Raw genomic sequence first — 23,565 nt, 5'->3', positions numbered from 1 at the left:
AATGCACGACCGTCATGCTCGCCCTTGTGGCGGGCATCCGCGTCTTGAGCGCCGCGGGGCAAGAATGAAGACGTGCATGGTCGGGACAAGCCCGGCCATGACGATGATGGTCAGCCCTTGCGCCCGCCGCTGCTGGCCACCAATGCGCCCACGACGATCAGCGCGCAGGACGCCGCGAGCAGCCAGCTCGCCGGGGCATAGCCGAACAGCACGAGGATCAGCGTCGAGAGCACCGGCGCTGCGTAGGAGGCGACGCCGAGCAGGGCGACGTCGCCCTGCTTCATGCCGATATCCCAGACGACGAAGGCGAGCCCGATCGAGCCGAGGCCGAGACCGAGCACGCCGCCCCATTCGACTGGTGTCAGCGACCAGAGCGTGCTCTCGAAGGCAAAATGACAGGCGAGCGCCGGGATGGCACAGCCCAACATCGTCACGCAAAGGCTCTCCGAGGGCACATCGGCGAAGCGGCGCGAGGCGACCGAATAGCTCGCCCAGACGAAGGCGCCGAGCGCCGCCAGCACATGGCCGAACGCCAATCCGCCGCCGGTGCCAAGGCCGCCCGAGACGAGGAGACCGGTCGCCACCAATCCGATCAGCGCGCCGACGAGATGGCGGGGCTTGAGGCCGCCGCCGGGTAGCAGCGCGGCGAAGAGCACGATCAGGAGCGGCCAGAGATAGTGGATCAGGTTCGCCTCGGCCGGCGGAGCCGTCTTCACGGCGGCGTAGTACAGTGCTGTGTCGCCGAAGGGGCCGTAGAGCCCGAGCGCGAAGGAGGCCAGGGTCGGGCGGATACGGGACAGCTGCCCGCGCAAAGCCGTGATGACGAGGATGAGCAGGCCGCCGATGACGAAGGTCATGGCGACAAGCTGGAAAGGCGGGACGCGGCCCGACATCGCCGTGAACAGCGCGAGCGTCGACCAGAGCAGGATGGCGCAGAAGCCGATGAGGGTCGCGGTGCGGGAGGTCATGAGCGGCCGGGTATGAAGACCGGGGCGATAGCAGGTTTTACTGGGCTTGCCGATGGGGCACCGGGCGCCGGCGGCGGGATGCTGCACCGCAACCCAGCCTTGCAGCCATGGGCGTCATGCTCCCGACCCCGTTGACCGCGTGCGAAAGGCGGCTCATTGCCTGCTTTATGACCACGATCCCGCTGCAATCCGTCACTCGCCGCCCGCTGATGCCGGTTCTGGCAGCGCTCAGCGTGGCGCATCTGCTGAACGATCTCGTCCAGTCGATGATCCCGGCGCTTTATCCGCTGTTCAAGGAGAACTATCAGCTCGATTTCGTGCAGATCGGCCTGATTACGCTCGCCTTCCAGGTGACCTCCTCGCTGCTGCAGCCGATCCTCGGCTTCGTCACCGATCGCAGGCCCTGGCCCTATGCGATGGTCGCCGGCATGTGCGCGACGCTGGCGGGCCTGCTGATGCTCTCCTTCGCCCATAGCTACGTCATGGTCCTGCTCGCGGCGGGGCTGATCGGGCTGGGCTCGGCGGTGTTTCATCCGGAAGCGACGCGGATGGCGCGCCATGCCGCGGCCGGCCGCCAGGGCCTGGCGCAGGGCGTGTTCCAGGTCGGCGGCCATATCGGCTATTCGGTCGGCCCGCTGCTGGCTGCGGCGGTGGTGATGCCGCGCGGGCAGGAGAGCCTATCCTGGTTCTCCGGCGTGGTGCTGGTGGCGATGCTGGTGATGGGCTGGCTCGGATCCCGCTATTCGGCGATGCGGCGCGAGCAGAAATCCTCCGCGGCCCATGTCGAGGAAAGCGCGAGCCACGGCCTGCCGCATGGACGCGTGCTGCTGGCGATGGCCGTTCTGGTCATGCTGCTGATTTCGAAGAACGGCTACACCGCGGCCTTCACCTCCTACTACACCTTCTACCTGATCGAGCGCTTCGGCATCGAGATCCAGCTCTCGCAGATCATGCTGTTCCTCTATCTCGTCGTCGGTGCGATCGGCGTGATCGTCGGCGGCATGATCGGCGACCGGATCGGCCGCGACCGGGTGATCTGGCTGTCGATCCTGGGCTCGCTGCCCTTCGCGCTGCTGCTGCCCCACGCCGATCTGTTCTGGACCGGCGTGCTCAGCGTCGTCGTCAGCTTCATCATGTCGAGCGCCTTCTCGGCGATCCTGATCTACGCGATCGACCTCGTGCCGCATCGGGTCGGCCTCGTCGGCGGGCTGTTCTACGGCCTGTCCTTCGGGCTCGGCGGCGTGGCGGCAGCAGGCATCGGCCTGCTCGCCGACAAGATCGGCATCATCGAGGTGTTCAAGATCTGTGCCTGGCTGCCGGCCTTCGGCCTGCTGACCTTCCTGCTGCCGAAGGGCGGCCGGCAGGGGTGAGGCGCACGGCGCCATCGTTCGAAACGAAAAAGACCCCGAAATCGGCCACGCGGCGATTGCGGAGTCTTTCCATTTCAGCCGCCTGCACGCATCAGGCGGCGCGGCTGATCAGGCCATGTTCTGACCGCCATTGGCGGAGAGGGTCGAGCCGGTGATGAAGCCGGCGTCGTCGCTGGCCAGGAACACGACCGCGCGCGCGATCTCCTCGGGCTCGCCGAGGCGGCCGACCGGGATATGCGGCAGGATCGACTTCTCGATCACGGCCGGGTCGATCGCCTTGACCATCTCGGTCGCGATATAGCCGGGGCAGATCGCGTTGACGGTGATGCCGGCGCGCGCGCCTTCCTGGGCCAGCGCCTTGACGAAGCCGATATCGCCGGCCTTGGCGGCCGAGTAGTTGACCTGGCCCATCTGGCCCTTCTGGCCGTTGATCGAGGAGATGCAGATGACGCGGCCGAACTTGCGGGCGCGCATGCCTTCCCAGACCGGGCGGGTCATGTTGAACAGCGAGTTCAGGTTGGTGTTGATCACCGCGTCCCACTGTTCCTTCGTCATCTTGTGGAACATGCCGTCCCGGGTGATGCCGGCATTGTTGACGAGCACGTCGACGGGCCCGAGATCGGCCTCGACCTTGGCGATGCCGGCGACGCAGGACTCATAGTCCGAGACGTCCCATTTATAGGTCTTGATGCCGGTCTCGGCGGTGAACCTGGCCGCAGCCTCGTCATTGCCGGCATAGCTCGCGGCGACGTTGTAGCCGGCCGCCTTCAGACCCTTCGAGATCGCCTCGCCGATGCCGCGCGAGCCCCCCGTAACCAATGCCACCTTCGCCATAGGCCATTCTCCCTTTCAGTGATCGGTCCAGATCGTTGTGCGTTCTTACAGACGCGAATTGGCGATCCAGTTCTTTGTTTCAGCATCGGATTGACCCGAAAAGTGCATTCCACTTTTCGGTCCGATGCTCCGGCTTGCCGCCGTTATTGTTCAGACAGTTGCAGCGTGGGCGCGTAGTCAGCGTCCACATCCTTGATGATGGCCTGGCCACAGATGACCCGGCCCTGGACCGCGTCGAAGGTCAGGGTGGGCTGGCCGTAGAGCGACCAGCCGAGGCTCAGCGCTTCGGAAACCCGATGACAGAACGAGGCGTCATCGGGCCCGGTGAGATAGCGATAGAGCGTCGTGCGCTTCGCCATGAGCGGGGCGCTTGTCTCAGCGCTCCACGGCCATGGCGACGCCCATGCCGCCGCCGATGCAGAGCGTGGCGAGGCCCTTCTTGGCGTCGCGCTTGGCCATCTCGTGCAGCAGCGTCACCAGCACGCGGGCGCCGGACGCGCCGATCGGATGGCCGATCGCGATCGCGCCGCCATTGACGTTGACGATGTCCGGGTTCCAGCCGAGGTCCTTGTTGACCGCCAGAGCCTGCGCGGCGAAGGCCTCGTTCGCCTCGACCAGATCGAGGTCGCCGACCTTCCAGCCGGCCTTCTCGAGCGCCTTGCGGGTCGAGGGGATCGGGCCGGTGCCCATGATCGCGGGATCGACGCCGGCGGTCGCCCAGGAGGCGATGCGGGCGAGCGGGGTGAGGCCGCGGCGGGCCGCTTCCTTGGCGGTCATGATGACGAGCGCGGCGGCGCCGTCATTGAGGCCCGACGCGTTGCCGGCGGTCACCGTGCCGTCCTTCGAGAAGGCGGGGCGGAGCTTGGCCATGGCCTCCAGCGTCGCGCCGTGGCGCGGATACTCGTCGCTGTCGACGACGATGTCGCCCTTGCGGGAGGAGATGGTGACCGGCGCGATCTCGTCCTTGAACCGGCCGGCCTTCTGGGCCGCCTCGGCCTTGTTCTGCGAGGCGACGGCGAAGCGGTCCTGCTCCTCGCGGCTGATCTGGTACTTGGTCGCGACGTTCTCGGCGGTCGTGCCCATGTGGTAGCCGTGGAAGGCGTCCCAGAGGCCGTCCTTGATCATGGTGTCGACGAACTTGACGTCGCCCATCTTGGTGCCGGCGCGCATGTAGGAGGCGTGCGGGGCGAGCGACATCGATTCCATGCCGCCGGCGACGATGATGCTGGCATCGCCATTGGCGATCTGCTGCAGGCCGATGGCGACGGTGCGCAGGCCCGAGCCGCAGAGCTGGTTGAGGCCCCAGGCGGTCTTCTCCTGCGGGATGCCGGCGGCCATGGCGGCCTGGCGGGCCGGGTTCTGGCCCTGGCCGGCGGCGAGCACCTGGCCCAGCACGACTTCATCGACCTCGGCCGCCTCGACCTTGGCCCGCTTCAGCGCTTCCTTGATCGCGACGGCGCCGAGATCATGGGCGGGAGTGTTGGCAAAAGCGCCGTTGAAGGCACCGACCGCGGTGCGGGCCGCACCGACGATCACGATATCCGAATCTGCCATGAGAGGGTTCCTCGCTTTGTTGTTGCGGTTGCGCCGCTCCCGCCGGCTCAACCGTTCTCCGCCACCTTCGAAGCCTGCTGCGGCGCCGTCAAGACGGGCAAGAGGCGAAATCGTGCGGGGCGTCGCCAATCGGGTGACGTAAGGGAGAGTCTATGCCTGCGGTTGCAGAGACTTCCGCGGATTTTTGCAGCGCCCGCTCAAAGAGCTTGCGGTGCAGCACCGACAGGCTATCGTCTGACCATGGGAGACCGTTTCGCAGAGCACGCCGGAACCACCGGCGGCCGCGGATCAACGTCAAGCAGGACCGATGGCCAGCGATAAAGAACCGACCGTCATCAAGAAATACGCCAACCGGCGTCTCTATCATACGGGCACCAGCTCCTATGTCACCCTGGAGGACCTTGCCGGGCTTGTGCGCTCGGGCGAGGATTTTGTCGTTTATGACGCCAAGTCCGGCGAGGACATCACCCGCTCGGTGCTGGCGCAGATCATCTTCGACGAGGAGGCCAAGGACGGGCAGAACCTGCTGCCGATCGCGTTCCTGCGCCAGCTGATCCGCTTCTACGGCGACAGCATGCAGGCGCTGGTGCCGCGCTATCTGGAGTTCTCGATGGAGAACCTCACGCAGGAACAGAGCAAGTTCCGCGAGCAGATGAGCAAGGCCTTCGGTGGAACGGCCTTCGGCGGCAATGCGCTCGACGCCATCCAGGCGCAGACGCGGGCGAACATGCAGATCTTCCAGGACGCGTTCCGGCTGTTCAACCCGTTCACCGCGGCGGCGCAGGCCAAGCAGGACGCGGCCGCCGGCGCGAAGCCCGCGGCGGAAGCCGCCAGCGGCGATATCGGCGATCTCAAGCGCGAGCTCAACGAGATGCGCGAGCGCCTGGACAAGCTGTCGCGCTCGCGCTGAGGTTAGCCTGACGATTTCGAGCCGCGCTCTCGGGAAACGAGGGCGCGGTTTTTTTATTGGCAGATGGCCGATGTCGGGGATGTCTGGGAAGGGTCGGGAGCGGACCTTATCGGCTATAGCCGACAACCCTTAGCCCGGTGGGCAAGGCTACGAAATTGCAGTTGAGATGCCGGAGGATAGCTTCCGCCGCCGCGATGTCCTGAGCAACTTCGCGGGCCGGGACATTGTTTGGCCGTGGGGAACGGGAAACAGCCGGAATATCCAGCCACTCGATCGCGCGGAGTTCGATAGGGCCGAATTGGCTGTCTACCCAAGGTATGGGTGGATGAAGGGAGCTAGCCGAGGGGAAGTCCATGACCTTCGGCTCGGGTACATCGATGAATTTCACGATCATCTGATCGAGTCCGACACCGGCATCGTCCATAGCCGAAAACAGCTTTCTCCACTTCGTGTCCGACATGTGAGCGTGAGAAAACTCACGCCGGGCCAATGACGATAGCCGGTCGAGATCAGCTCGGGAGTGCGTAGCCATACGCTACCGTGTCACGCAGAAGAAATGTCCGCAACGGGACGATAGCAGCCATCGAGCCAAACGCCGTGACCGTCCTCGAAACGGCCCCTGCCTCAACCCACCGCCAGCCGGCGCGGCGCGGCCTGTGGCGGCTCGACCGTCTCAGCCCGCCCGACGAGATGACCCTGCAGATAGGTGACGCCCCAGTCGCGCAGCATGCTCGCCTGCATCTCGTCATCGACCCATTCGGCCACCGTCTCGACGCCGAGATGGCTGGCGAGCTCGACCAGGGTGCGGACATAGAAGCGGTCGTCGGTCGAGCGGCGCAGGTTCTGGGTGAAGGCGCCGTCGATCTTGAGGATGTCGATCGGGAAGGCGCGCAGGTGCTTCAGCGAGGTGTGGCCGGCGCCGAAATCGTCGATCGCGACACGCGCGCCCTGTTCCTTGATCCGGCCCAGCAATTTGGCCATCCGGCCGGGATTCTCGATCGTCGCCGTTTCCGTGATCTCGACGATCAGGCGTGCGGCCTTGCCGCGCGCTGCGCTGGTACAGGCGACGAAGGCGTCGAACCATTCGGGGTCGTTCAGGGAACGCGGCGAGACGTTGACCGAGAGATTGAGCTTCGGATCGGCCCCGAGCATCTCGATCGCGAGCTCCAGCACGCGCTGGTCGAAGAGCCGCACGAGGCCGCGCCGCTCCAGCATCGGAATGAGCTCGGCCGAGGCGAAATAGAGACCGGTGTCGCCCTGGCCGACGCGCAGCAGCGCCTCGTGGAAGGCGACCTCGCGCGAAGCCGTCCGGACGATCGGCTGCAGGGCGAGGCGCACGCGGCGTTCGTTCAGGGCCGCGATGGCCTGGACGTCGAAGCCGGTCTGTTCGGTGCCGGGGCTGCGCCGCGGCTGCGGCTTGGCCATGACGGCGGTGTCGACGGCGCCGGCCCGCGCGCTCGCCAGGGCGCCTTCCGCGGCGGCCAGCAGCGTGCCGCCATGGCTGCCGAGTTCGGGCGCACTGGCCGCGCCGACGCGCAGCCGCACCAAGGCGATGCCGCGGCTGGTCTCGATGGCCGATTGCGCGACGACCTTGATGAAGCGACGGGCGGCAGGCTCGACCTGCTCGGGCGGGCAGCCGACCAGGAGAATCGCGAAGCTGTTGCCGGCATAGCGGACGAGATGGTCGCGCCGGCGCGTCACCGAGCGCAGGCGCTCATGGACGGTGCCGATGATCTCGTCGGTGGCCTCATGGCCGAAATCGTCGTTGAGGCGGGCAAGCTCGTCGATCGCGGCGACGAGGACCACGACCGGCCGCTCCGCCGGCAGGTGCTCCTGCAGGGCCATGCCGATTCGCTCGACCAGGGCGGGACGGTCGCAGAGCTCGCTGCCGAACTGCTCGAGCTCGTCGGGCCGGGCGGCCCGTTCGAGCCTGAGCACGCCGCGCGCGCTCGCCGGGTAGCCATCGTTGCCGGCGAACCAGCGGCCGGTATCCTCGGCCCACATCTTGCGGCCGGCGAGGTCGATCGCATAGCGCGTGCGGTAGATGACGCCTTCGCCCTTGTCGTGGTCGCTGGAGCAGAAGATCGCGTCGTAGCGGCTCGGTCCGCTGCCGGGCTCGACCAGGCCGGCAAAGGCGAGGCCGCGCTGCATGGTCTGCTCGGGAATCGCGCCGAGGACCTCGGCGGCGTTCGGCCCCCAGCTCAGCGTGTCGCTCTGGATGTCCCAGCCATAGACCACTTCGCCGATCGAGGAGAGGATACTGCGGGGATCAACCGTGCTGCCGTTCTGGAAGCTGAAGATCGACGGGGAGGGCATCGGTCGGCCTCGATCGGACGGCCGCGCGGCTCCGTTCCGGTGCTTCGGCGCCCTGTCCATGTGATGGGAAGTGCTTCGAAACGATGCGGTATTTCAGATTAACGCGGCGTTAAGGCTGGTCGATTCCTTGCACTAACGACTCCGTCACAAGTTGCGTGTGCCGGAGTGATACATGGCCGAGGCCGGAAGCTGGACCGAACGGAACGCCACTGACGCCAACGCATCGGCGCTGGTGCTCCTGCAGGCGGCTGCGGCGCGTGCGGAGATCGGGCCTTTCGCCCGGCGGGGCCGGGCGAGCCCGCAGGCGGCGGCAGGCTGCTACCGAGCCGCGGCACGGCTTGCCGCTCCGGCCGGGAATATCCGCCTGCAAGGGGCGCATGGCTGAAGGCAAAGAAAAACCGGCCTTGCGGCCGGTTTCAAGCTTTGGTGGGCATGCCGGCATCGCTGCCGGCGCCGGAAGACCGGCCCCTCAGGCGTCGGTCTTGACCTTCAGGACCTGACGGCCGCGATACATGCCGCTCTTCAGGTCGACGTGGTGGGGACGGCGCAGCTCACCCGAGTTCTTGTCCTCGATATAGGTGGGCTGCTTCAGGGCGTCGGCCGAGCGGCGCATGCCACGCTTCGACGGCGACGTCTTTCTCTTCGGAACGGCCATTCTACTTCTCCATCATGCCACCGCCCGGACGCTGGCCCAAGGCCACGCATCCGCCACAGCGACGGATCAATCTCGTGAGGCGTTGGCCTTACACCGTCAGGGCACGGATGGCTAGTGCCGAATCCGGATTTCTTCGCCGGCATGGCCCGAAGTGCCCGACATCCTGCCGATCAACCCGGCAGCGCGCAATCCCCGAGCGATCCGAGCTGGCCAAGCTGACGCAAACTGCGCCCGGCGGCGGATTGCAGCGCCCGATTCGGCTTGGCCGGATTGCGCAGCAGCGGATTGGGCAGGGCACCGGCGAGCCGCGCCGCCTCGGCGGGCGTCAGCCGTGCCGCGGATTTGCGGAAATAGCGCTGTGCCGCGGCTTCGGCCCCGAACAGGCCTTCGCCCCATTCGGCGACGTTGAGATAGACCTCGATGACGCGCGGCTTAGACCAGGCGAGATCGATCGCCATGGCGAGCGGGATCTCCAGCCCCTTGCGGATATAAGAGCGGCCGGGCCAGAGAAAGACGTTCTTGGCGGTCTGCATGGTTAGCGTCGAGGCGCCACGGCTCGGGCCGTCCTCGTTCTCCAGCACCTTGTTGAGCTCGACCCAGTCGACGCCGCGATGGCTGCAGAAGCGCTGGTCCTCGGAGGCGATGACGGCCTTGATCAGGTGCGGAGAAATCTGGTCGAGCGGCACCCAGTCGCGCTCGACGGGCTTGAGCACCAGCCAGCGGCCGAGCATCAGCGTCGAGGGCACCGGCACGAAGCGATAGAGCAGGATCAGGCCCGCGAGGGCGATGAGCAGCCAGAGGGCGGTCCGGAAGCAGAGGCCGAGAATCCTACCCAGCACCTTGCTTCATCCCCGCTGCCGTTCGACCGGCCCGGCCGTCATGGCCCGTGCCCAAGGCGCCGCAGCTTGACGATGCGACGAACGTCCGGCAAGGCCCCCCCTTCCGGCAGCGAACGCGAGACCTGCGCATGAGTTCCGTCCCCTCTCCGGCCAATCCCGGCGATCTCGATGCCCGGCTGGCGCAGAATGCGGCCGCCATCGAGGCGCTGCTGGAGGCCCTGCTGTCCGATGCCCCCGCTTCCGGCGAGATCGCACGTCCGCCGCGCCTGCTTGCGGCGATGCGGCATGGCGCGCTGGCCGGCGGCAAGCGGTTGCGGCCCTTCCTGACGGTGGAGACGGCGCGGTTCCTCGGCGTTCCCGCCGAGCAGGCCCGGCGGGCCGGCGCCGCGGTCGAGCTGCTGCATTGCTATTCGCTGGTGCATGACGACCTGCCGGCGATGGATGACGACGACCTGCGTCGCGGCCGCCCGACCGTGCACAAGGCCTTCGACGAGGCGACCGCCATTCTGGCGGGCGATGCCCTGCTGACGCTGGCCTTCGAGGTGCTGGCCGACGAGGCGACGCATCCCGACGGTGCGGTGCGCGCGGCGCTGGTGACAAGCCTCGCGCGGGCCTCGGGGTGTGGGGGCATGGTCGGCGGCCAGATGCTGGACCTTGCTGCCGAAGGGCGATTCGAGTCCGTGCGCGGTGCGCTTCCGGAGGCCGAGATCCGGCGGCTCCAGGCGATGAAGACCGGGGCGCTGCTGGCGGCGAGCGTCGAGATCGGCGCCCGGCTCGGCGGAGCGGACGCGGCGGCGCTGGCAGCGCTCGGGCGCTATGGCCGGGCGCTCGGCGCGACGTTCCAGATCGCCGACGACATCCTCGACGTCGAATCGGATGCCGAGCAGATGGGCAAGGCGACGGCCAAGGACGCGGACAAGGGCAAGGGGACGCTGGTCGGCGTGCTCGGCCTCGACGGCGCCAAGCGCGAGCGCGACCGGTTGAGCACCGAGGCGGTGGAGGCCTTGGCGGGCTACGGCCCGGAGGCGGACATGCTCCGGGCGGCGGCACGGTTCGCGGCGCAGCGGAAGAGCTAGAGATTTAGCCGTCTGCCCGAGAGAAACACGACGTCATGCTCGCCCTTGTGGCGAGCATCCACGTCTTGAACACCGCATGGCATCGATGAAGACGTGGATGGTCGGGACAAGCCCGACCATGACGAAAAGTCACGCCTATGGCCTTTGACGCCTCGCTTCACCCGAGAATGAGGGCAGCGGAGCCGCCTCTTACCGCCAGCGGCCGAAGGCGTCGGCGAGCGTCTGGCTGCCGGAGACGCCCTTCTCGAAGGTAATGATGCCGCGCCGGCCGGAGGCGAAGCGTACTGGCACGTCGATCCAGCTCCGGCTCAGGATGAGGTCGACATTGCGCTCGACCTCGACCGGCACATTCGACAAGGCCGCGACGAAGAGGTTGTCGCCGAGCGCGGAGTTGATCGCCGAGAGCGGCGCGCCGCGCTCGCCTTCCTCGCTCTTGAACTGGGGAACGCCGACTTCCTTGACGGTCTGGGTGGCCGGGTCGCCGGTGCTGGTGAAGCGCAGGCCGATGATATGCGAGGCCGGGAAGGCCGAATCGGTGTTGCGGCGGATGGTGAAGTCGAGGCTCAGGCCCTCTTCGGGGATCTCGACGGTCGCCCGCACGATGGTCTCGATCGGCCGGCCCTGGCCGGCGCTCTCGCTGTCGAGGCGCCAGAACACGCGGCCGGTCCTGGTTTGCGGCTGCTGCGGGGTCTCGGGCACCTCGATGAAGAGGACGGCGCGCTGGGCGACCGCGATATCGCCGCCGGGCTGCGGCACGGGGGTGCCGGGCGTGTTGCCCTGCGGAGTGCCGGCGGGCCGGTTCTGCGGGGCAGTGCCGGGCTCGCCGGCCCGCTCGGAGATCTTGCCGGCATTGTCGGGTTGCGCCGGCTGGCTGCGCTGCGCGGTTTCGCTGCTCGGGCGCGGCGTGTCCTGCGGCCGGAGCTTGTGGACATAGATGGCAGTGGCCGCGATGGCTGCGACCGCCACCGCCACGACGCCGCCGACGACGGCGGAGCGGATATGGCCGGGCTTGACCCGTCGTTCGCGCGGCGGCTGCACGCGGGGGCGCGCTGCCTGCGGCTCGGCCGGCTCGGGCAGGGGCTCGCCATCATCCTGCCCTGCTGCGGGCGGAAGCGGTGCGAAGTCCGGCGCCTTCTTCGGCGTCGGCGGGCGGATCGGCAGCGTCGGGTTCTCGACCGTGCGGATCACCGGGCCGTCCGATGCCGGAGGTGGGGCGGGCGCCTCGTCGTAATCAGCCTCGATCCGGGCGACGGCCTCGTCGAGCGACAGGCGCTCGCGCATGATCTCGGCCTCGCTCAGCGGCGGGTCGAGCCCACGCAGCTGCGCGACGAGCGCAGCCCGCGCCCGGTCGTAGATGGCGCGCCGGGCCTCGGGAGAGGTTTCGGGCAGCCCGGCGACCGCACGCGCCAGGATCGGATAGAAGTCGGCCATTGGCCTCACTTGTCGCTGATGGCGTCCGCCGTCAACCCTCGAAAGGATTATGGACGAGGATCGTATCGTCGCGCTCCGGGCTGGTGGAGAGCACGGCGACGGTGGCGCCGATCAGCTCCTCGATGCGGCGGACGTACTTGATGGCCTGCGCCGGGAGGTCGGCCCAGGAGCGGGCATTGGCGGTGGAGCCTTCCCAGCCCTCGATCGTCTCGTAGATCGGCTCGACGCGGGCCTGGTCGTTCTGGCCGGCCGGCAGATGCTCGAGAATCTGGCCGTCGAGCCTGTAGCCGACGCAGACCTTGATCTCCTTGAAGCCGTCGAGGATGTCGAGCTTGGTCAGCGCGATGCCGTCGATGCCGGAGGTCTTGACCGTCTGGCGCACGAGGCAGGCATCGAACCAGCCGCAGCGGCGCTTGCGGCCGGTGACGACGCCGAATTCCTTGCCCTTGGTGCCGATCAATTCGCCGATCTCGTCGAAGAGCTCGGTCGGGAAGGGGCCTTCGCCGACGCGGGTGGTGTAGGCCTTGGCGATGCCCAGCACATAGCCGACGGCGGATGGACCCATGCCGGAGCCGGTCGCGGCCTGGCCGGCGACGATGTTCGAGGAGGTGACGAAGGGATAGGTGCCGTGGTCGACATCGAGCAGCGCGCCTTGTGCGCCTTCGAACAGGATGCGCTTGCCGGCGCGGCGCTCGGCATCGAGCAGCGCCCAGACCGATGTGGCATAAGGCAGCACTTCGGGCGCGATCGCCTTGAGCTGGCCGAGCAGTTCCTTGCCGTCGACCTCGCCGATGCCGAGGCCGCGGCGCAGCGCGTTGTGATGGGCGAGCAGGCGCTCGATCTTGGCTTCGAGTAGGGCCTCGTCCTTGAGGTCGATGACACGGATGGCGCGGCGGCCGACCTTGTCCTCATAGGCCGGGCCGATGCCACGCTTGGTCGTGCCGATCTTCATGCCGGCATTCGAGGTCTCGCGGAAATGGTCGAGCTCGCGGTGCAGCGGCAGAATCAGCGTCGCGTTGTCGGCGATGCGCAGGTTGTCGGGCGTGATCGCGACGCCCTGGGCACGCAGCTTGGAGATTTCCTCGACGAGGTGCCAGGGATCGACCACGACGCCGTTGCCGATGACCGAGAGCTTGCCGGGGCGGACGATGCCGGAAGGCAGCAGCGAGAGCTTGTAGACGACGCCGTCGATGACAAGCGTATGGCCGGCATTATGGCCGCCCTGGAACCTGACGACGACATCGGCCTGGCTGGAAAGCCAGTCGACGATCTTGCCCTTGCCCTCGTCGCCCCACTGGGCGCCGACCACCACAACATTCGCCATGAGCGAGGTGTCCCTGCTTGTTACCGCGTTGCCTCATGCAAGCGGCCCGCGCAAATGCAAAACCCCGGCGCAAGGCCGGGGTTTCGGGGCAGGTCCTTGCAAGCCCTCATGGGCCAACACGGCCTTCAGGTCAAGTTTCCGGTCGATGGCGAGGGGCCGGCAGGACACGAATGGGTGGATCCCCGGAGCCTCAACAGTCCGCGTCGGGGTCGGTTGACGTATCGCCCGCCTCTTCCTTGACGACACAGGAATGGCCCGGGTCGCCGGCGGGCGCCGGTACGCCTCGTGGCAGGATAAAGCGCGCCGATTCCCCGCCGTAAAGGCCCGCGGGAAAACGGATCTTCGTTTTGATGACCAGTTCGCCCTTCTCGTTCCGGCTGAGAGCGCCGCTGCGAACGAGCTGGAGCAGTCCGGCCTTGCCTGGCAGGACCTCGTACCGGGCAGGCTCGCCGCTCGCGACGACAGTGCCTGTGTCGATCTCAACCACTCCGCCGGGGTAGAAGCGCATGACGTCATTCTCAAGCGCGTTGCCGGCTTCCTCCGTGCGTGGCTTTCCGTTGAGATCGATGCGGAAGCCCTTGCCGTCGTTCTCGATAGCGATACTCGGCCGCACGTCTGCGCCACTGCTTGGCGGTTTAAGCGCTGCCGAGGGAATGGTGATTCCGGAAACGGCATAAGCGGCCGCGACGATGGGATTTTTACCGGTCTGTTGCTTGACGACACCGATCGTCCGGGCCGCTTCGGCCGAGGGCACCTCGGAGAAATCCTCCAGGCAGGCCGGCCTGGGCAGGAACGCGACCTTGTCGGCGGCGATGCCGCTTGCCCCGACAATCGGCCGAGCGTCGGGGCGGGAGCCGTTCGCCTCGGTCGACTGCGATGCCAGGACGATCCGCTCCACCCGCTCGACGGCTCCGCTGAGCCGCCAGATCATTGGCTTGTAGGACAGGGCTACGACATAGAGCGGTTCGCTGCCGGCTTCCACATCGATCGATGCGGTCCTGATCGCGATATCCTGGCTGCCGATCGTGGTCGCCGAGAGCGCATCGCCCTCGTAGGCCGAGAGCAGCAGGACCTTGGCTGCGGCCGATGGTTTCGGCAGGGAGCAGCCTGAGCGCGCATCCTGCCCCAGCGCCGGGAAGGCGCAGGCAGTGGATGCCAGGGCTGCAAGGAGCCATGTCTTCATGTCGGCTGGTCTCCGCCGCGAATGTGCGATGCATGTCATCGGACTATGGCAGCTTTTGCGAGAGGCGGCCGATTTTTGCGCGAAAGATGCAAGCTGTCGGTAATCCCCGTCAATCGGACGATGGCTGCCCAAGCATGGCCGCCCTGCAGCATCTGCGCAGTGATGCTGCCACAATCGGGCGTAAGGGCTATGGGTCAGCGCGCGGCACTGGAGGGGCCATGCCGCGTGACGGCCACAAGGAGAGGGGATTTCACCGATCATGACGAAGCTCGACGCCTGGCTCGACCAGCATCACGCCGCCTTCACCGCGATCCGCCGCGATATACATGAGCATCCCGAACTCGGCCTTGAGGAAGTCCGCACGGCCAAGCTCGTCGCCGACAAGCTCAGGGAATGGGGCGTCGAGGTCACCGAGAATGTCGGCAAGACCGGCGTCGTCGGCGTGATCCGCGGCAACAAGCCCGGCCGCGCCGTGGGCCTGCGCGCCGACATGGATTGCCTCGCACTCGATGAGACGACCAATCTGCCCTATTCCTCGAAGAACCCAGGCCGGATGCATGCCTGCGGCCATGACGGGCACACCACGATGCTGCTCGCGGCCGGGCGCTATCTCGCCGAGAACCGGGATTTCGAGGGCACCGTCAACCTGATCTTCCAGCCGGCCGAGGAAGGCCGCGGCGGCGCCAATGCGATGCTCGCCGACAAGCTGTTCGAGCGCTTCCCCTGCGACGCGATCTACGGCCTGCACAACACGCCCGGCATGGCGCCCGGCACCTTCGGCACCACGGTCGGCCCGTTCCTGGCGGCGGCGGATTTCTGGAAGGTCACCTTCCACGGCGTCGGCGGCCATGGCGGCTCGCAGCCGCATCGCTCGACCGACATCACCTATGCCCAGGCGCATTTCGTGCTCGGCCTGCAGGGCATCGTCGGCCGCAATGTCCCCCCGCTCGACACGGCGGTGATCAGCGTCGGCTTCATCCATGGCGGCGACGTCAACGCCTCGAACGTGATTCCGTCGGAGCTCGTCATCGGCGGCACGGCGCGGACCTATTCCATGGAAGTGCGCGACACCGTCGAGCGGCGCATCGCCGAGCTCGCGGCGGCCACCGCGCAGGCCTGGGGCTGCAAGGCTGAGGCCTATTACCATCGCGGCACCAGCCCGCTGGTCAACGAGGCCGAGCAGGTCAAGGTCGCGGTTGCGGCGGCTACCGCTGCGGCCGGTGCGGAGAACGTCAACGGCCAGCTTCGCCCCGGCACGGGCGGCGAGGATTTCGCCGAGATGATGCTGGTACGTCCGGGCGCCTTCATGCGCATCGGCAACGGCGTCAACCCGGACGGCTCCTTCGTGGGCCTGCATACGCCGCTCTACGATTTCAACGACGAAATCATCCCGGACGGCGTGCGCTACTGGGTCGGCGTCGTCGATCAGGAACTCGGGCAGGCCAAGGCCGCCTGACAATGATCATCGCGGCCGGTCCTTCGGGGCCGGCTGCCACCATGCAGGGCAGCCCGTCATTCCCGGTGGTTGTATAGCCGGCGCAGCAGCGTTAAGCGGCGGGCTCTGCAGCGGAGGCGCGCCATGAAGACCCTGTCCATCTCGACTCTGACGATCTGCGGCATCGAGGAATTGCCGGGGAACAGCGCCCGCGAGGTGACGCATGTGCTGTCGGTCATCGATCCCGACCGGGCCGAGATCGACGCTTTCGGGACCTATGGCGAGCACCATCGCGTCACGCTGCGCTTCCACGACATCATCGATCCGAAGCCCGGCCAGACCATGCCGACGCCGGAGCATGTCGGCGAGATCCTGAGCTTCGGCGAGGGCCTGCGCGAAACCGCGACCGGCCGTGTGAAGGGCCATCTCCTCGTGCATTGCCATATGGGCATCTCGCGCTCGACCGCGGCGATGATGACGCTGATGGCGCAGGCCGATGCGGCCGAGGACGAGGATGCGCTGTTCGCGCGGCTGCGCGAAATCCGGCCGCAGGCCTGGCCGAATTCGGTGATGATCGGTTTCGCCGACGCGCAGCTCGGCCGCGGCGGCCGACTGACCCAGGCGCTGCGGCGGCACTACGCCCACCAGATCGAGGCGCAGCCGCAATTCCGCACCTGGATGAACGATCTCGGCCGCAAGCGCGAGATCGAGATGGGGCTCACGCTCTGAGGCGGAGGCTGCCGGCTCACCGGCCCGGCAGCGGCTGCTCCTCATAGGAGAGTTCGCGGTCGCCGGGCCATTTGATGCGGTAGGCGAGTTTGATCTCCTTCTCGGCGCCGGGAGCGAGATCGAAGGTCCAGGAGGCGACGCCGCGGCGGTCGCCGACCTGTTTCTCGGTCGGCGGCGTGGTCTGGGCTGCGATCGTCTCGACCGTGATCCCGCTGCTCTCCGAGAAGGGGATGCGCTCCAGCACGGTGATCTTCACCGGCTTCGCGTGCAGGCTCTTCACCACCGTGCGGAACTCGCGCAGGTCGGTACGGGTCTGGCCGAGCCAGCTCGGATCGTTCTCGCGGCGCTTCACCGGCGCGAACGAGACCTTGATCCGGTCGTCGGCGCCGAAGCCGAGCTCGACCTTGTCGCCGGGCGCGACGAGATTGAACTGGCCCATGCCGACATAGGTGCCGTCGCGATGCAGGGCGACGCGGCCGGCGAGCAGGGGCGCCTCCTCGTCGTGCACGAAGCCGGCTTCGAGATAGGCCTTCTGCTCCAGCTCCGGCACGGTGCGCGCGGCGAGCGTCGCTTCCGCCTTGCGCTGGGTCAGCGTCACCGTCTTGGAGCTGCCGTCCTGCGGGATCGAGGCGCGGCCGGGCACCTGGAAATTCGCCTGGTAGGCGCCGGCTTCGATGGTCGCGACCTGGATTTCGGCGGGCTTGGGCGGAGCGGAGCGTTGCGACTGCTTGGCCACGGCATCCGCTGCGGCTTCGGCCTCCGCCTTGGCACGGGCGGCTGCCATCGGCGCCGGTGCGGCGCCAAGGCGCGGACGGCTTTCATAGACGACCGACGGCTCGAAGAAGGCGACCTGCATCGGCGTCAGCTCCGGCGCGCGGGTGCCACCGGTCGAGCGCGTCGTCGAGAGCGTCAGCGCGACATCGTCCCAGGCTTCGCCGCTGCGCTGGCGGATTTCGGCGCGGCGCGTCAGGGCGATTTCCGGCTTCTCGCCGGTCGTGGTCAGGCGCGCTTCGTAGGTCGGCGTCCAGTTGGCGCCGGTGACGCGATAGGTCACGGTGAATTCGGCCGCGACCGGCTGCGGCGCCTCGACGGCAATGGCGATGTCGCGCTTCGGCGCGCCGGGGCGGCCGGCCTGCGGGCGGGCACGCTCCAGTGAAGCGATCTCGGCATCGACATCGGAAAGGCGGTTGCGGGTGCCGCGCAACTCGTCCTGGACCTTGACCAGCGCGGTGCCGATCGCCTCGAACACGGCCGGCCAATCGGCGACGGGCAGGGCCTTGCCGTCGGGGCCGAGCTTGTCGGGGCCGACCTGCGCGAAGCGCTCGATCGTGGCGCGCTTGGATTCGATCGCGCCGATCTGGCCGGAGAGCTTCTCCTTCTCGTCGCGCAGAGTCTTGAGTTTCTCTTCCAGCACCGTGTCGAGCACCGGCTTGGCGTCACCCGGGGTGACGCGGACATCGACGGCGCCGACCGAGAACGTGCCGTCGCCCTTGCCCTCGACCCGGATCGAAGCGGGATCGATCGTCGCCGGCAGGCCGCGCAGCACGATCTGGGAGACGCCCCGCAGGAGATCGGCCTTGCCGAGCCGCGTCACCACCGCACCGTCCGGGAAGACCGTGACGCGGTCGATCCGGCTCGTCAGTTCCGTCTCGGCTGCGGCGGCGAGGCCGGGTGCCAGAATCAGGGCGGCGGCAATATGGCTTCGCATCGAAATCATCCCCTCCAGATCGCAATCACGTCGCCGTGATAGGCACTGCCGAATTCGGCGTGCCCAAGGCGGAATTGGGCCGGAATGCGGATAGGCGGGAGCAGCGTCGGACGCGTCCTGCATTTGCAGGAGCGACCCGGCTGTTCAATGGCCGGGATGCAGCGCGTCGTTCAGGTAGATGCAGGCGAGTACGGTGAAGACATAGGCCTGCAGCATCGCGACCATGAATTCGAAGGCTGTGAGCGCGACCGTCATCAGCAATGGCAGCGGCGCCAGCAGCGAGGTACCGATACCGGCGGCGAGCAATGCCGCAACGAAGCTGCCGAAGACCTTGAGCGCGATATGGCCGCCGAGCAGGTTGGCGAAGAGGCGCAGGCTCAGCGAGATCGGCCGCGACAGGAAGGAGACGATCTCGATCAGCGTGATGAAGGGCAGGAGCCATTTCGGCACGTCCGGCGGCACGAAGAGCCGCAGGAAGCCGAAGCCATGGCGCAGCACGCCGTAGCCGATGACCGTCGCCATCGCCAACATGGCGAGCGCGAAGGTCACGACGATATGGCTGGTGACCGTGAAGGCGCCGGGGATCATGCCGAACAGGTTGAGCACCAGCACGAACATAAAGAGCGAGAAGATCAGCGGCAGGAAGCGCATGCCTTCGCGGCCGGTCGCGTCGGTCAGGGTCTTCGCGACGAATTCGTAGAGCATCTCGGCCAGTGCCTGCGCGCGGCCGGGGACGATGGCGCGCGTACGCGTCGCGAAAAGCAATCCGCCGGCGATCGCGGCGGTGGCGAGCACCATCATCAGGGCCGCGTTGGTGAAGCCGAGATCGAGCCCACTGAGGCGCAGCGGAACGAGGGTCTTGACGATGAACTGGTCGCTGGGATTGGCCACGGCTAAGGGCCTCCGCTCACGGGGTTGCGCGACGGCGCGGAGCATTCCGCGTCGTGGGGCCGTCCCCTGTGAGGTTGCGAAGGCCGCGGGTCGTCCCGGGGCCCGGCCTGCCTAGAAGCAGCAGGCGGGTTTGGCAAGCCCGGCCGTCAGCTCGCCGAGAGCTTCATCATGACGAGGCCGGAGACGATCAGCAGGGCGGCGGCGATGCGCATCGGCGTCAGGGCCTCGCCGAGCACGGTGACGCCGACGACGAAGGCACCGACCGCGCCGATGCCGGTCCAGATCGTATAGGCCGTGCCGAGCGGCAGCGAGCGCATCGCCAGCGAGAGCAGGGCGAAGCTGCCGATCATCGTGACGATGGTGATCGCGGTGGGCATCGGACGCGTGAAGCCGTCCGACTGCTTCATGGTGAAAGCCCAGACGATCTCGAGAATGCCGGCAGATAACAGATAGAGCCACGCCATAGCGGGTCCCCCATGAGTTGCCGGGTCGTCCCGGCACATGTCCCAGGTTGGGGGAGGTCGTGGCCTCGCGGGTGCTGATCTAGCGATCGCTCGTGGTCGTGGCAAGGGTGAGAGCAGCCTGCTGCCGCCGAAGGCCATTCTCAGCCCTCATCCTGAGGAGCCGCGTCAGCGGCGTCTCGAAGGATGCTTCAGGAGGCTCCGGAACCATCTGGACCATCCTTCGAGACGGCCCTGCGGGCCTCCTCAGGATGAGGGCTGGTGTTTCCGGTCAGACATTCGGGAGAGGGCTTGAGAGGCGCGCCGTCGAACGCTCAGGCCCGGCCGCGCGTGCTGGCATGCGGCTTGACGCGGTGTTCCACGAAGTTGCGCAGCTCGGTGACGCGGCGCTCGGTGTCGAGCACCTCGCGGTCGAGGCCGTGCGCCCAGGCGAGGTCCTGCCGGTCGGGCTCGGCGTCGAGCGTCAGCATGTCGTCGAGCCAGGCTTTCGCGGAAGCCTCGTCCCTGCGGAAGCCTTCCTTGATCATCAGCGGCACGCGGCGGTCGAGGATGGCGACGATCTGCTTCAGCGAGAATTCGGGATGGTACTGCACGCCCCAGAAGGTGCCGCCATTGTGCTTGATCTCGGCAGCCTGAACCTGGCTGTAGGCGTTGGAAGCGAGGATCGTCGTGCCATGGGCCGGCAGGGCGATGGTGTCGAGATGGATCGCCGGGGCATCGAAGGAAGCCGGGCGGCTGGCGAGCAGGGCGTGGTTGCGGCCGGCCTCTGTCGGCGTGATCCGGCGGGCGAAGCCGGTCTCGCGGCCCTTCGGGTTGGCGGTGACGGTGCCGCCGGCCGCGACGGAGCCGACCTGGATGCCCCAGCAGGAGCCGAAGCAGGGCGTGCCGCTGGCATAGATCGCGCGCATCAGGTCGATCTGGCGGGTCACTGGCGGGGCGGTGTCGTAGATGTGCAGGGCCGAGCCGGTCAGGAAGATGCCGTCATAGGATTCGAGGCCTTCGCCGTCGGGCAGGTTCGCGCCCTCGTCGGCCGGCAGGCAGATATCCGAGACGATGCCCGGCTCGAACGCCGCGATCTCAGCCGCATAGGCCTCGCCATAGGCCATGCCATAGGACTGGCGCAGCCCTTCGCGCGTATCGCGCATATTGCCGTCGACGAAGAGCAGGCGGAGCGGGCGGGCGCTGGTTTCGATCATCGGGATGTTCCGCAAGGGATGCGCAGGGCGACGGGCAGGTGTGCGCCCGATCTCATATGAGCCGGGTACACGCAAGGGTATTGCATGAGCCCTTTCTCGCAACAGGGCGGAAACGTGCACCCTACCCAGACCTGGCTGCAACGCGCCTGGGGCAATGCCTATCTGCTGATGGTGTTGACCACGCTCATCTGGGGCGGCAATGCCGTGGCCAGCCGGTTCGCCGTCGGCAACATATCGCCGATGGCACTGACCTCCTTTCGCTGGATCGGCGTCTGCCTGATCATGCCCTTCCTGCTTCGGCGGCAGATTGCGGCGCATCTGCCGCAGATCAGGGCGCATTGGCTGTATATCGCCCTGCTCGGCATCACCGGCTTCACCGCCTTCAACACCCTGATGTATGTCGCGGCGTATTCGACCACGGCGATCAATATCGGCATTCTGCAGGGTTCGATCCCGATCTTCGTACTGCTCGGCGCCTTCGTCGCGTATCGTATCCCGATCGGTGCCATGCAGGCGCTCGGTGTCACCGTGACCCTACTCGGAGTTGCCGTCACCGCGAGCCGCGGCGATGTCCATGTGCTTGCAAACCTGCGCTTCGTTCCCGGGGATCTGCTGATGATCCTGGCCTGCGTCTTCTATGCCGGCTACACGGTTGCGGTCCGCAGCCGCCCACCGATGCCCCAGCTCGTCTTTTTCACGGTTGCCGCGGCTTTCGCCTGCCTGATCTCCCTGCCATTGCTGGCCGTCGAGATCGCCATGGGGCGCTTCCACATGCCGACGCCGGCGGGCTGGGCCATCCTCGCCTTCACGGTGATCGGCCCTTCCATCCTGTCGCAACTGTCCTTCATGCGCGCGATCGAGCTGATCGGGCCAGGACGGGCCGGCGTCTTCGTCAATCTCGTGCCCGTTTTCGCCCCGATCCTCGCCGTGTTGCTCCTCGGCGAGCCTTTCGGCCTCTATCACGCGGTCGCGCTCGCGTTGGTGCTCGGCGGCATCTTCATCGCCGAGCGATTGGGGCGGTAGTCACGCCTGTTGCTTCCCGGCCTCGGCAGCGAGATTCATGCCGAGCCGCATCAGCACATCCTTGAGTTTGCGCTTGAGTTCGTCGTCGGTGATCTGCCTGGCGATGCTGTAGGCCTGCATGACGTGATCGGCGATACGAGAGATCGGGGTACTCGCCTCTGAAATGCGTTGCTTCGTAATGTCGAAGGCCATGCCGACATAATGTCCGGCCGAGCCCTCTCCCGTGCGGTGGCACTGGGCGAAAACCGATATCTGCCGCTCGCCTGAGGGCGGGACGATGCGGTATTCGCACTGGAAATCGATCGCCGTCCGAACACAGCGCTCGATCTCGCGCGCTACGCCTTCACGGTCGTCTGGATGGATGCCGTCGACATAGGCGTCGCATGACGTGCCGCGCGTCGCCTCATGCGGATCGACATTGAAAAGCGAAGCCATGCGCGTGTCGGCGTAGAGCCGATCGTTCAGCACGTCCCAATACCACATGCCAACGATGGCATTGTCGTTGAGGCCGTCATCCATGAACAAAGGGGGCGGTTGCGAGGTGTCCTCACCGAAAACCGAGCTGCCCATGTGCTGTCTCCCGAAAGCCAGACTGGGAGCCAGCAACCTCGCACGCAAGAGGAGAAAAGTATTAGCCGGTCACGTTCCCTCAGCGCAGGGCCGAGACCGCAAGCCGCGCCACATCCGCCAGCGCCGCCGAGCGCACGTCCGCATCGGCGCGGGAGCCAGCGAGATAGGTCACGATGACGAAGCGGCGGCCGTCCGGCAGCGTCGCGATGCCGATATCGTTGGTGGCGTGGTTGATCCCGTCCGTGGTGAGGCCGAGCCCGGTGCGATGGGCGAAGCGGGTACCCGCCGGCAGGCCGGCCTTGAGCCGGTCGGTGCCGACCTTCGATTCCGCGACGATCTTCTCGATGAAGGCGGTGTGGGCGGGATCGCGCAGCCAGTTGCCCCTGGCGAAGGCTTCGAGGAACTGCGCGCTCGCTTCCGGGGTCGAAGCATCGCGCTTGTCCTTGAGCGCATTCGACAGGGCGGCGATGCGCAGGCGCGGCCGCATCGCCTTGAGCTCGGCGCGGAAGGCCTTCTCGTCGACGACCTCGTCCCAGCCGAAGCCCTTGAGCCCGTAGATTTCCGGCTGGAACAGCCGTTCGTAGCGATCGACCGACATGCCGGCGACGCCGCCGTCGCGCAGCATCTTCGTCACCACCTGCGGGCCGCCGATCTCGCGCATCAGCAGATCGGCGGCGGTGTTGTCGCTCTCGCCGGCTGCAAGCCGGATCAGTTCGCGCAAAGGATAGTCGTTGCGCTCGCCCTTGAAGTTTTTGACCAGCGGGCTGTGGAACAGCGAGAAATCCTTGCGGGTGACGGTGATCGGCTGGTCGAGCTTGAATTTGCCGGCCTCGACCTGCTGCAGCACGGCGACCGCCAGCGGCAGCTTGAACACGCTCTGCATCGGGAAGGTCTCGGAACCGCGATGCGACCAGAGCTTGCGGTCGCGCAAATCCATCAGCGCGACGCCGAGGCGGCCCTTCGAGGCCTGCTCGATGCTCTCGATCGCCTTGTCGAGCTTGTCGCGATCCCAGTCGGCGAAGGCCGGGACGGCTGCGAGGCAGGCGAGAGCGGCGGCAGCGAGGCGAAGGCGGGCAGACATGAAAATCCCCT

At 67.2% G+C, this 23,565-nt stretch carries 24 protein-coding genes; 7 read left to right on the top strand and 17 right to left on the bottom strand.

Annotated elements, in window-relative coordinates:
* Nucleotides 1-110: 110 nt before the first annotated feature.
* Nucleotides 111-968, bottom strand: a complete 858-nt coding sequence (locus ACFJGT_RS18825) for a DMT family transporter (RefSeq protein ID WP_377840882.1) — start codon at nucleotides 966-968, stop codon at nucleotides 111-113.
* 167 nt (nucleotides 969-1,135) lie between these two features.
* Between ACFJGT_RS18825 and ACFJGT_RS18820 the strand changes: the two genes are divergently transcribed.
* Complete coding sequence (locus ACFJGT_RS18820) at nucleotides 1,136-2,338, top strand: MFS transporter (RefSeq protein WP_377840878.1); 1,203 nt, start codon at nucleotides 1,136-1,138, stop codon at nucleotides 2,336-2,338.
* A gap of 108 nt (nucleotides 2,339-2,446) precedes the next feature.
* Here the strand turns inward: ACFJGT_RS18820 and phbB are convergent, their stop codons facing one another.
* From phbB to ACFJGT_RS18805, 3 genes are all read right to left on the bottom strand, one after another.
* Nucleotides 2,447-3,172: an acetoacetyl-CoA reductase gene (phbB, locus tag ACFJGT_RS18815; RefSeq protein WP_377840874.1), complete on the bottom strand. Its 726-nt coding sequence runs from the start codon at nucleotides 3,170-3,172 to the stop codon at nucleotides 2,447-2,449.
* Nucleotides 3,173-3,315: 143 nt separating this feature from the next.
* Nucleotides 3,316-3,531, bottom strand: coding sequence for a DUF1737 domain-containing protein (locus ACFJGT_RS18810; RefSeq protein WP_377840868.1), 216 nt, complete (start codon nucleotides 3,529-3,531; stop codon nucleotides 3,316-3,318).
* A 16-nt stretch (nucleotides 3,532-3,547) separates the two neighbouring features.
* Nucleotides 3,548-4,726, bottom strand: coding sequence for an acetyl-CoA C-acetyltransferase (locus ACFJGT_RS18805; RefSeq protein WP_377840864.1), 1,179 nt, complete (start codon nucleotides 4,724-4,726; stop codon nucleotides 3,548-3,550).
* A 307-nt stretch (nucleotides 4,727-5,033) separates the two neighbouring features.
* Here ACFJGT_RS18805 and phaR point away from each other — a divergent pair, with 307 nt between their 5' ends.
* Entirely contained in the window at nucleotides 5,034-5,636 is a 603-nt protein-coding gene (phaR, locus tag ACFJGT_RS18800; RefSeq protein WP_377840860.1) for a polyhydroxyalkanoate synthesis repressor PhaR, read from the top strand.
* A 106-nt stretch (nucleotides 5,637-5,742) separates the two neighbouring features.
* On the opposite strand, the gene ACFJGT_RS18795 is transcribed toward phaR, so the two are convergent.
* Both ACFJGT_RS18795 and ACFJGT_RS18790 read right to left on the bottom strand, forming a co-directional pair.
* Nucleotides 5,743-6,168 carry a DUF6678 family protein gene (locus ACFJGT_RS18795; protein ID WP_377840856.1) on the bottom strand — a complete coding sequence of 142 codons (426 nt, stop codon included), beginning with the start codon at nucleotides 6,166-6,168 and terminating at the stop codon, nucleotides 5,743-5,745.
* 92 nt (nucleotides 6,169-6,260) lie between these two features.
* Nucleotides 6,261-7,952, bottom strand: coding sequence for an EAL domain-containing protein (locus ACFJGT_RS18790; RefSeq protein ID WP_377840853.1), 1,692 nt, complete (start codon nucleotides 7,950-7,952; stop codon nucleotides 6,261-6,263).
* A 172-nt stretch (nucleotides 7,953-8,124) separates the two neighbouring features.
* Between ACFJGT_RS18790 and ACFJGT_RS18785 the strand changes: the two genes are divergently transcribed.
* Nucleotides 8,125-8,337 carry a hypothetical protein gene (locus ACFJGT_RS18785; RefSeq protein WP_377840851.1) on the top strand — a complete coding sequence of 71 codons (213 nt, stop codon included), beginning with the start codon at nucleotides 8,125-8,127 and terminating at the stop codon, nucleotides 8,335-8,337.
* An 84-nt stretch (nucleotides 8,338-8,421) separates the two neighbouring features.
* On the opposite strand, the gene rpmF is transcribed toward ACFJGT_RS18785, so the two are convergent.
* Both rpmF and mtgA read right to left on the bottom strand, forming a co-directional pair.
* Entirely contained in the window at nucleotides 8,422-8,607 is a 186-nt protein-coding gene (gene rpmF / locus ACFJGT_RS18780) for a 50S ribosomal protein L32 (RefSeq protein WP_047582212.1), read from the bottom strand.
* Between the two features lie 170 nt (nucleotides 8,608-8,777).
* A complete protein-coding gene (gene mtgA / locus ACFJGT_RS18775) occupies nucleotides 8,778-9,434 on the bottom strand; it encodes a monofunctional biosynthetic peptidoglycan transglycosylase (protein WP_377849014.1) in 657 nt (218 codons plus the stop codon).
* A 140-nt stretch (nucleotides 9,435-9,574) separates the two neighbouring features.
* Between mtgA and ACFJGT_RS18770 the strand changes: the two genes are divergently transcribed.
* The gene (locus ACFJGT_RS18770) at nucleotides 9,575-10,522 is read left to right on the top strand and encodes a polyprenyl synthetase family protein (RefSeq protein ID WP_377840848.1); all 948 of its coding nucleotides are present in this window, start codon (nucleotides 9,575-9,577) and stop codon (nucleotides 10,520-10,522) included.
* A gap of 189 nt (nucleotides 10,523-10,711) precedes the next feature.
* On the opposite strand, the gene ACFJGT_RS18765 is transcribed toward ACFJGT_RS18770, so the two are convergent.
* From ACFJGT_RS18765 to ACFJGT_RS18755, 3 genes are all read right to left on the bottom strand, one after another.
* Nucleotides 10,712-11,953: a histidine kinase gene (locus ACFJGT_RS18765; protein ID WP_377840842.1), complete on the bottom strand. Its 1,242-nt coding sequence runs from the start codon at nucleotides 11,951-11,953 to the stop codon at nucleotides 10,712-10,714.
* Nucleotides 11,954-11,984: 31 nt separating this feature from the next.
* Nucleotides 11,985-13,277: an adenylosuccinate synthase gene (locus ACFJGT_RS18760; protein ID WP_377840840.1), complete on the bottom strand. Its 1,293-nt coding sequence runs from the start codon at nucleotides 13,275-13,277 to the stop codon at nucleotides 11,985-11,987.
* Nucleotides 13,278-13,467: 190 nt separating this feature from the next.
* On the bottom strand, nucleotides 13,468-14,460 hold the full coding sequence (locus ACFJGT_RS18755; protein WP_377840837.1) for a hypothetical protein: 993 nt from the start codon (nucleotides 14,458-14,460) through the stop codon (nucleotides 13,468-13,470).
* Between the two features lie 259 nt (nucleotides 14,461-14,719).
* Between ACFJGT_RS18755 and ACFJGT_RS18750 the strand changes: the two genes are divergently transcribed.
* Both ACFJGT_RS18750 and ACFJGT_RS18745 read left to right on the top strand, forming a co-directional pair.
* Nucleotides 14,720-15,916, top strand: a complete 1,197-nt coding sequence (locus tag ACFJGT_RS18750) for a M20 aminoacylase family protein (RefSeq protein WP_377840833.1) — start codon at nucleotides 14,720-14,722, stop codon at nucleotides 15,914-15,916.
* A gap of 123 nt (nucleotides 15,917-16,039) precedes the next feature.
* On the top strand, nucleotides 16,040-16,624 hold the full coding sequence (locus ACFJGT_RS18745; protein WP_377840828.1) for a tyrosine phosphatase family protein: 585 nt from the start codon (nucleotides 16,040-16,042) through the stop codon (nucleotides 16,622-16,624).
* 16 nt (nucleotides 16,625-16,640) lie between these two features.
* On the opposite strand, the gene ACFJGT_RS18740 is transcribed toward ACFJGT_RS18745, so the two are convergent.
* The 4 genes from ACFJGT_RS18740 to ACFJGT_RS18725 all read right to left on the bottom strand — a co-directional run bounded on the left by ACFJGT_RS18740 (nucleotide 16,641) and on the right by ACFJGT_RS18725 (nucleotide 20,880).
* Entirely contained in the window at nucleotides 16,641-18,332 is a 1,692-nt protein-coding gene (locus ACFJGT_RS18740; protein WP_377840826.1) for a mucoidy inhibitor MuiA family protein, read from the bottom strand.
* A 144-nt stretch (nucleotides 18,333-18,476) separates the two neighbouring features.
* Nucleotides 18,477-19,268, bottom strand: a complete 792-nt coding sequence (locus tag ACFJGT_RS18735; protein ID WP_377840821.1) for a F0F1 ATP synthase subunit A — start codon at nucleotides 19,266-19,268, stop codon at nucleotides 18,477-18,479.
* A gap of 101 nt (nucleotides 19,269-19,369) precedes the next feature.
* The gene (locus ACFJGT_RS18730; RefSeq protein WP_377840819.1) at nucleotides 19,370-19,687 is read right to left on the bottom strand and encodes a DMT family transporter; all 318 of its coding nucleotides are present in this window, start codon (nucleotides 19,685-19,687) and stop codon (nucleotides 19,370-19,372) included.
* A 311-nt stretch (nucleotides 19,688-19,998) separates the two neighbouring features.
* Nucleotides 19,999-20,880, bottom strand: coding sequence for a type 1 glutamine amidotransferase (locus ACFJGT_RS18725; RefSeq protein ID WP_377840816.1), 882 nt, complete (start codon nucleotides 20,878-20,880; stop codon nucleotides 19,999-20,001).
* A gap of 114 nt (nucleotides 20,881-20,994) precedes the next feature.
* Between ACFJGT_RS18725 and ACFJGT_RS18720 the strand changes: the two genes are divergently transcribed.
* Entirely contained in the window at nucleotides 20,995-21,903 is a 909-nt protein-coding gene (locus ACFJGT_RS18720; RefSeq protein ID WP_377840812.1) for a DMT family transporter, read from the top strand.
* Here the strand turns inward: ACFJGT_RS18720 and ACFJGT_RS18715 are convergent, their stop codons facing one another.
* Nucleotides 21,904-22,473: a PAS domain-containing protein gene (locus tag ACFJGT_RS18715; protein WP_377840809.1), complete on the bottom strand. Its 570-nt coding sequence runs from the start codon at nucleotides 22,471-22,473 to the stop codon at nucleotides 21,904-21,906.
* Between the two features lie 79 nt (nucleotides 22,474-22,552).
* Nucleotides 22,553-23,554: a class A beta-lactamase gene (gene bla / locus ACFJGT_RS18710; RefSeq protein WP_377840805.1), complete on the bottom strand. Its 1,002-nt coding sequence runs from the start codon at nucleotides 23,552-23,554 to the stop codon at nucleotides 22,553-22,555.
* Between the last annotated feature and the right edge of the window lie 11 nt (nucleotides 23,555-23,565).

The organism is Allobosea sp. UC22_33, from assembly GCF_042700715.1.
In the GTDB taxonomy this organism is placed as follows: domain Bacteria; phylum Pseudomonadota; class Alphaproteobacteria; order Rhizobiales; family Beijerinckiaceae; genus Allobosea.
Note: the sequence above shows the minus strand (reverse complement) of the source record. Positions and strands in the feature narration are given on the sequence as shown.

Coding starts and splice junctions, on each gene's coding strand:
- ACFJGT_RS18825 (WP_377840882.1), bottom strand. CDS start 968: ATGACCTCCCGCACCGCGACCCTCATCGGCTTCTGCGCCATCCTGCTC.
- ACFJGT_RS18820 (WP_377840878.1), top strand. CDS start 1,136: ATGACCACGATCCCGCTGCAATCCGTCACTCGCCGCCCGCTGATGCCG.
- phbB (WP_377840874.1), bottom strand. CDS start 3,172: ATGGCGAAGGTGGCATTGGTTACGGGGGGCTCGCGCGGCATCGGCGAG.
- ACFJGT_RS18810 (WP_377840868.1), bottom strand. CDS start 3,531: ATGGCGAAGCGCACGACGCTCTATCGCTATCTCACCGGGCCCGATGAC.
- ACFJGT_RS18805 (WP_377840864.1), bottom strand. CDS start 4,726: ATGGCAGATTCGGATATCGTGATCGTCGGTGCGGCCCGCACCGCGGTC.
- phaR (WP_377840860.1), top strand. CDS start 5,034: ATGGCCAGCGATAAAGAACCGACCGTCATCAAGAAATACGCCAACCGG.
- ACFJGT_RS18795 (WP_377840856.1), bottom strand. CDS start 6,168: ATGGCTACGCACTCCCGAGCTGATCTCGACCGGCTATCGTCATTGGCC.
- ACFJGT_RS18790 (WP_377840853.1), bottom strand. CDS start 7,952: ATGCCCTCCCCGTCGATCTTCAGCTTCCAGAACGGCAGCACGGTTGAT.
- ACFJGT_RS18785 (WP_377840851.1), top strand. CDS start 8,125: ATGGCCGAGGCCGGAAGCTGGACCGAACGGAACGCCACTGACGCCAAC.
- rpmF (WP_047582212.1), bottom strand. CDS start 8,607: ATGGCCGTTCCGAAGAGAAAGACGTCGCCGTCGAAGCGTGGCATGCGC.
- ACFJGT_RS18770 (WP_377840848.1), top strand. CDS start 9,575: ATGAGTTCCGTCCCCTCTCCGGCCAATCCCGGCGATCTCGATGCCCGG.
- ACFJGT_RS18765 (WP_377840842.1), bottom strand. CDS start 11,953: ATGGCCGACTTCTATCCGATCCTGGCGCGTGCGGTCGCCGGGCTGCCC.
- ACFJGT_RS18760 (WP_377840840.1), bottom strand. CDS start 13,277: ATGGCGAATGTTGTGGTGGTCGGCGCCCAGTGGGGCGACGAGGGCAAG.
- ACFJGT_RS18755 (WP_377840837.1), bottom strand. CDS start 14,460: ATGAAGACATGGCTCCTTGCAGCCCTGGCATCCACTGCCTGCGCCTTC.
- ACFJGT_RS18750 (WP_377840833.1), top strand. CDS start 14,720: ATGACGAAGCTCGACGCCTGGCTCGACCAGCATCACGCCGCCTTCACC.
- ACFJGT_RS18745 (WP_377840828.1), top strand. CDS start 16,040: ATGAAGACCCTGTCCATCTCGACTCTGACGATCTGCGGCATCGAGGAA.
- ACFJGT_RS18740 (WP_377840826.1), bottom strand. CDS start 18,332: ATGCGAAGCCATATTGCCGCCGCCCTGATTCTGGCACCCGGCCTCGCC.
- ACFJGT_RS18735 (WP_377840821.1), bottom strand. CDS start 19,268: ATGCTCCGCGCCGTCGCGCAACCCCGTGAGCGGAGGCCCTTAGCCGTG.
- ACFJGT_RS18730 (WP_377840819.1), bottom strand. CDS start 19,687: ATGGCGTGGCTCTATCTGTTATCTGCCGGCATTCTCGAGATCGTCTGG.
- ACFJGT_RS18725 (WP_377840816.1), bottom strand. CDS start 20,880: ATGATCGAAACCAGCGCCCGCCCGCTCCGCCTGCTCTTCGTCGACGGC.
- ACFJGT_RS18715 (WP_377840809.1), bottom strand. CDS start 22,473: ATGGGCAGCTCGGTTTTCGGTGAGGACACCTCGCAACCGCCCCCTTTG.
- bla (WP_377840805.1), bottom strand. CDS start 23,554: ATGTCTGCCCGCCTTCGCCTCGCTGCCGCCGCTCTCGCCTGCCTCGCA.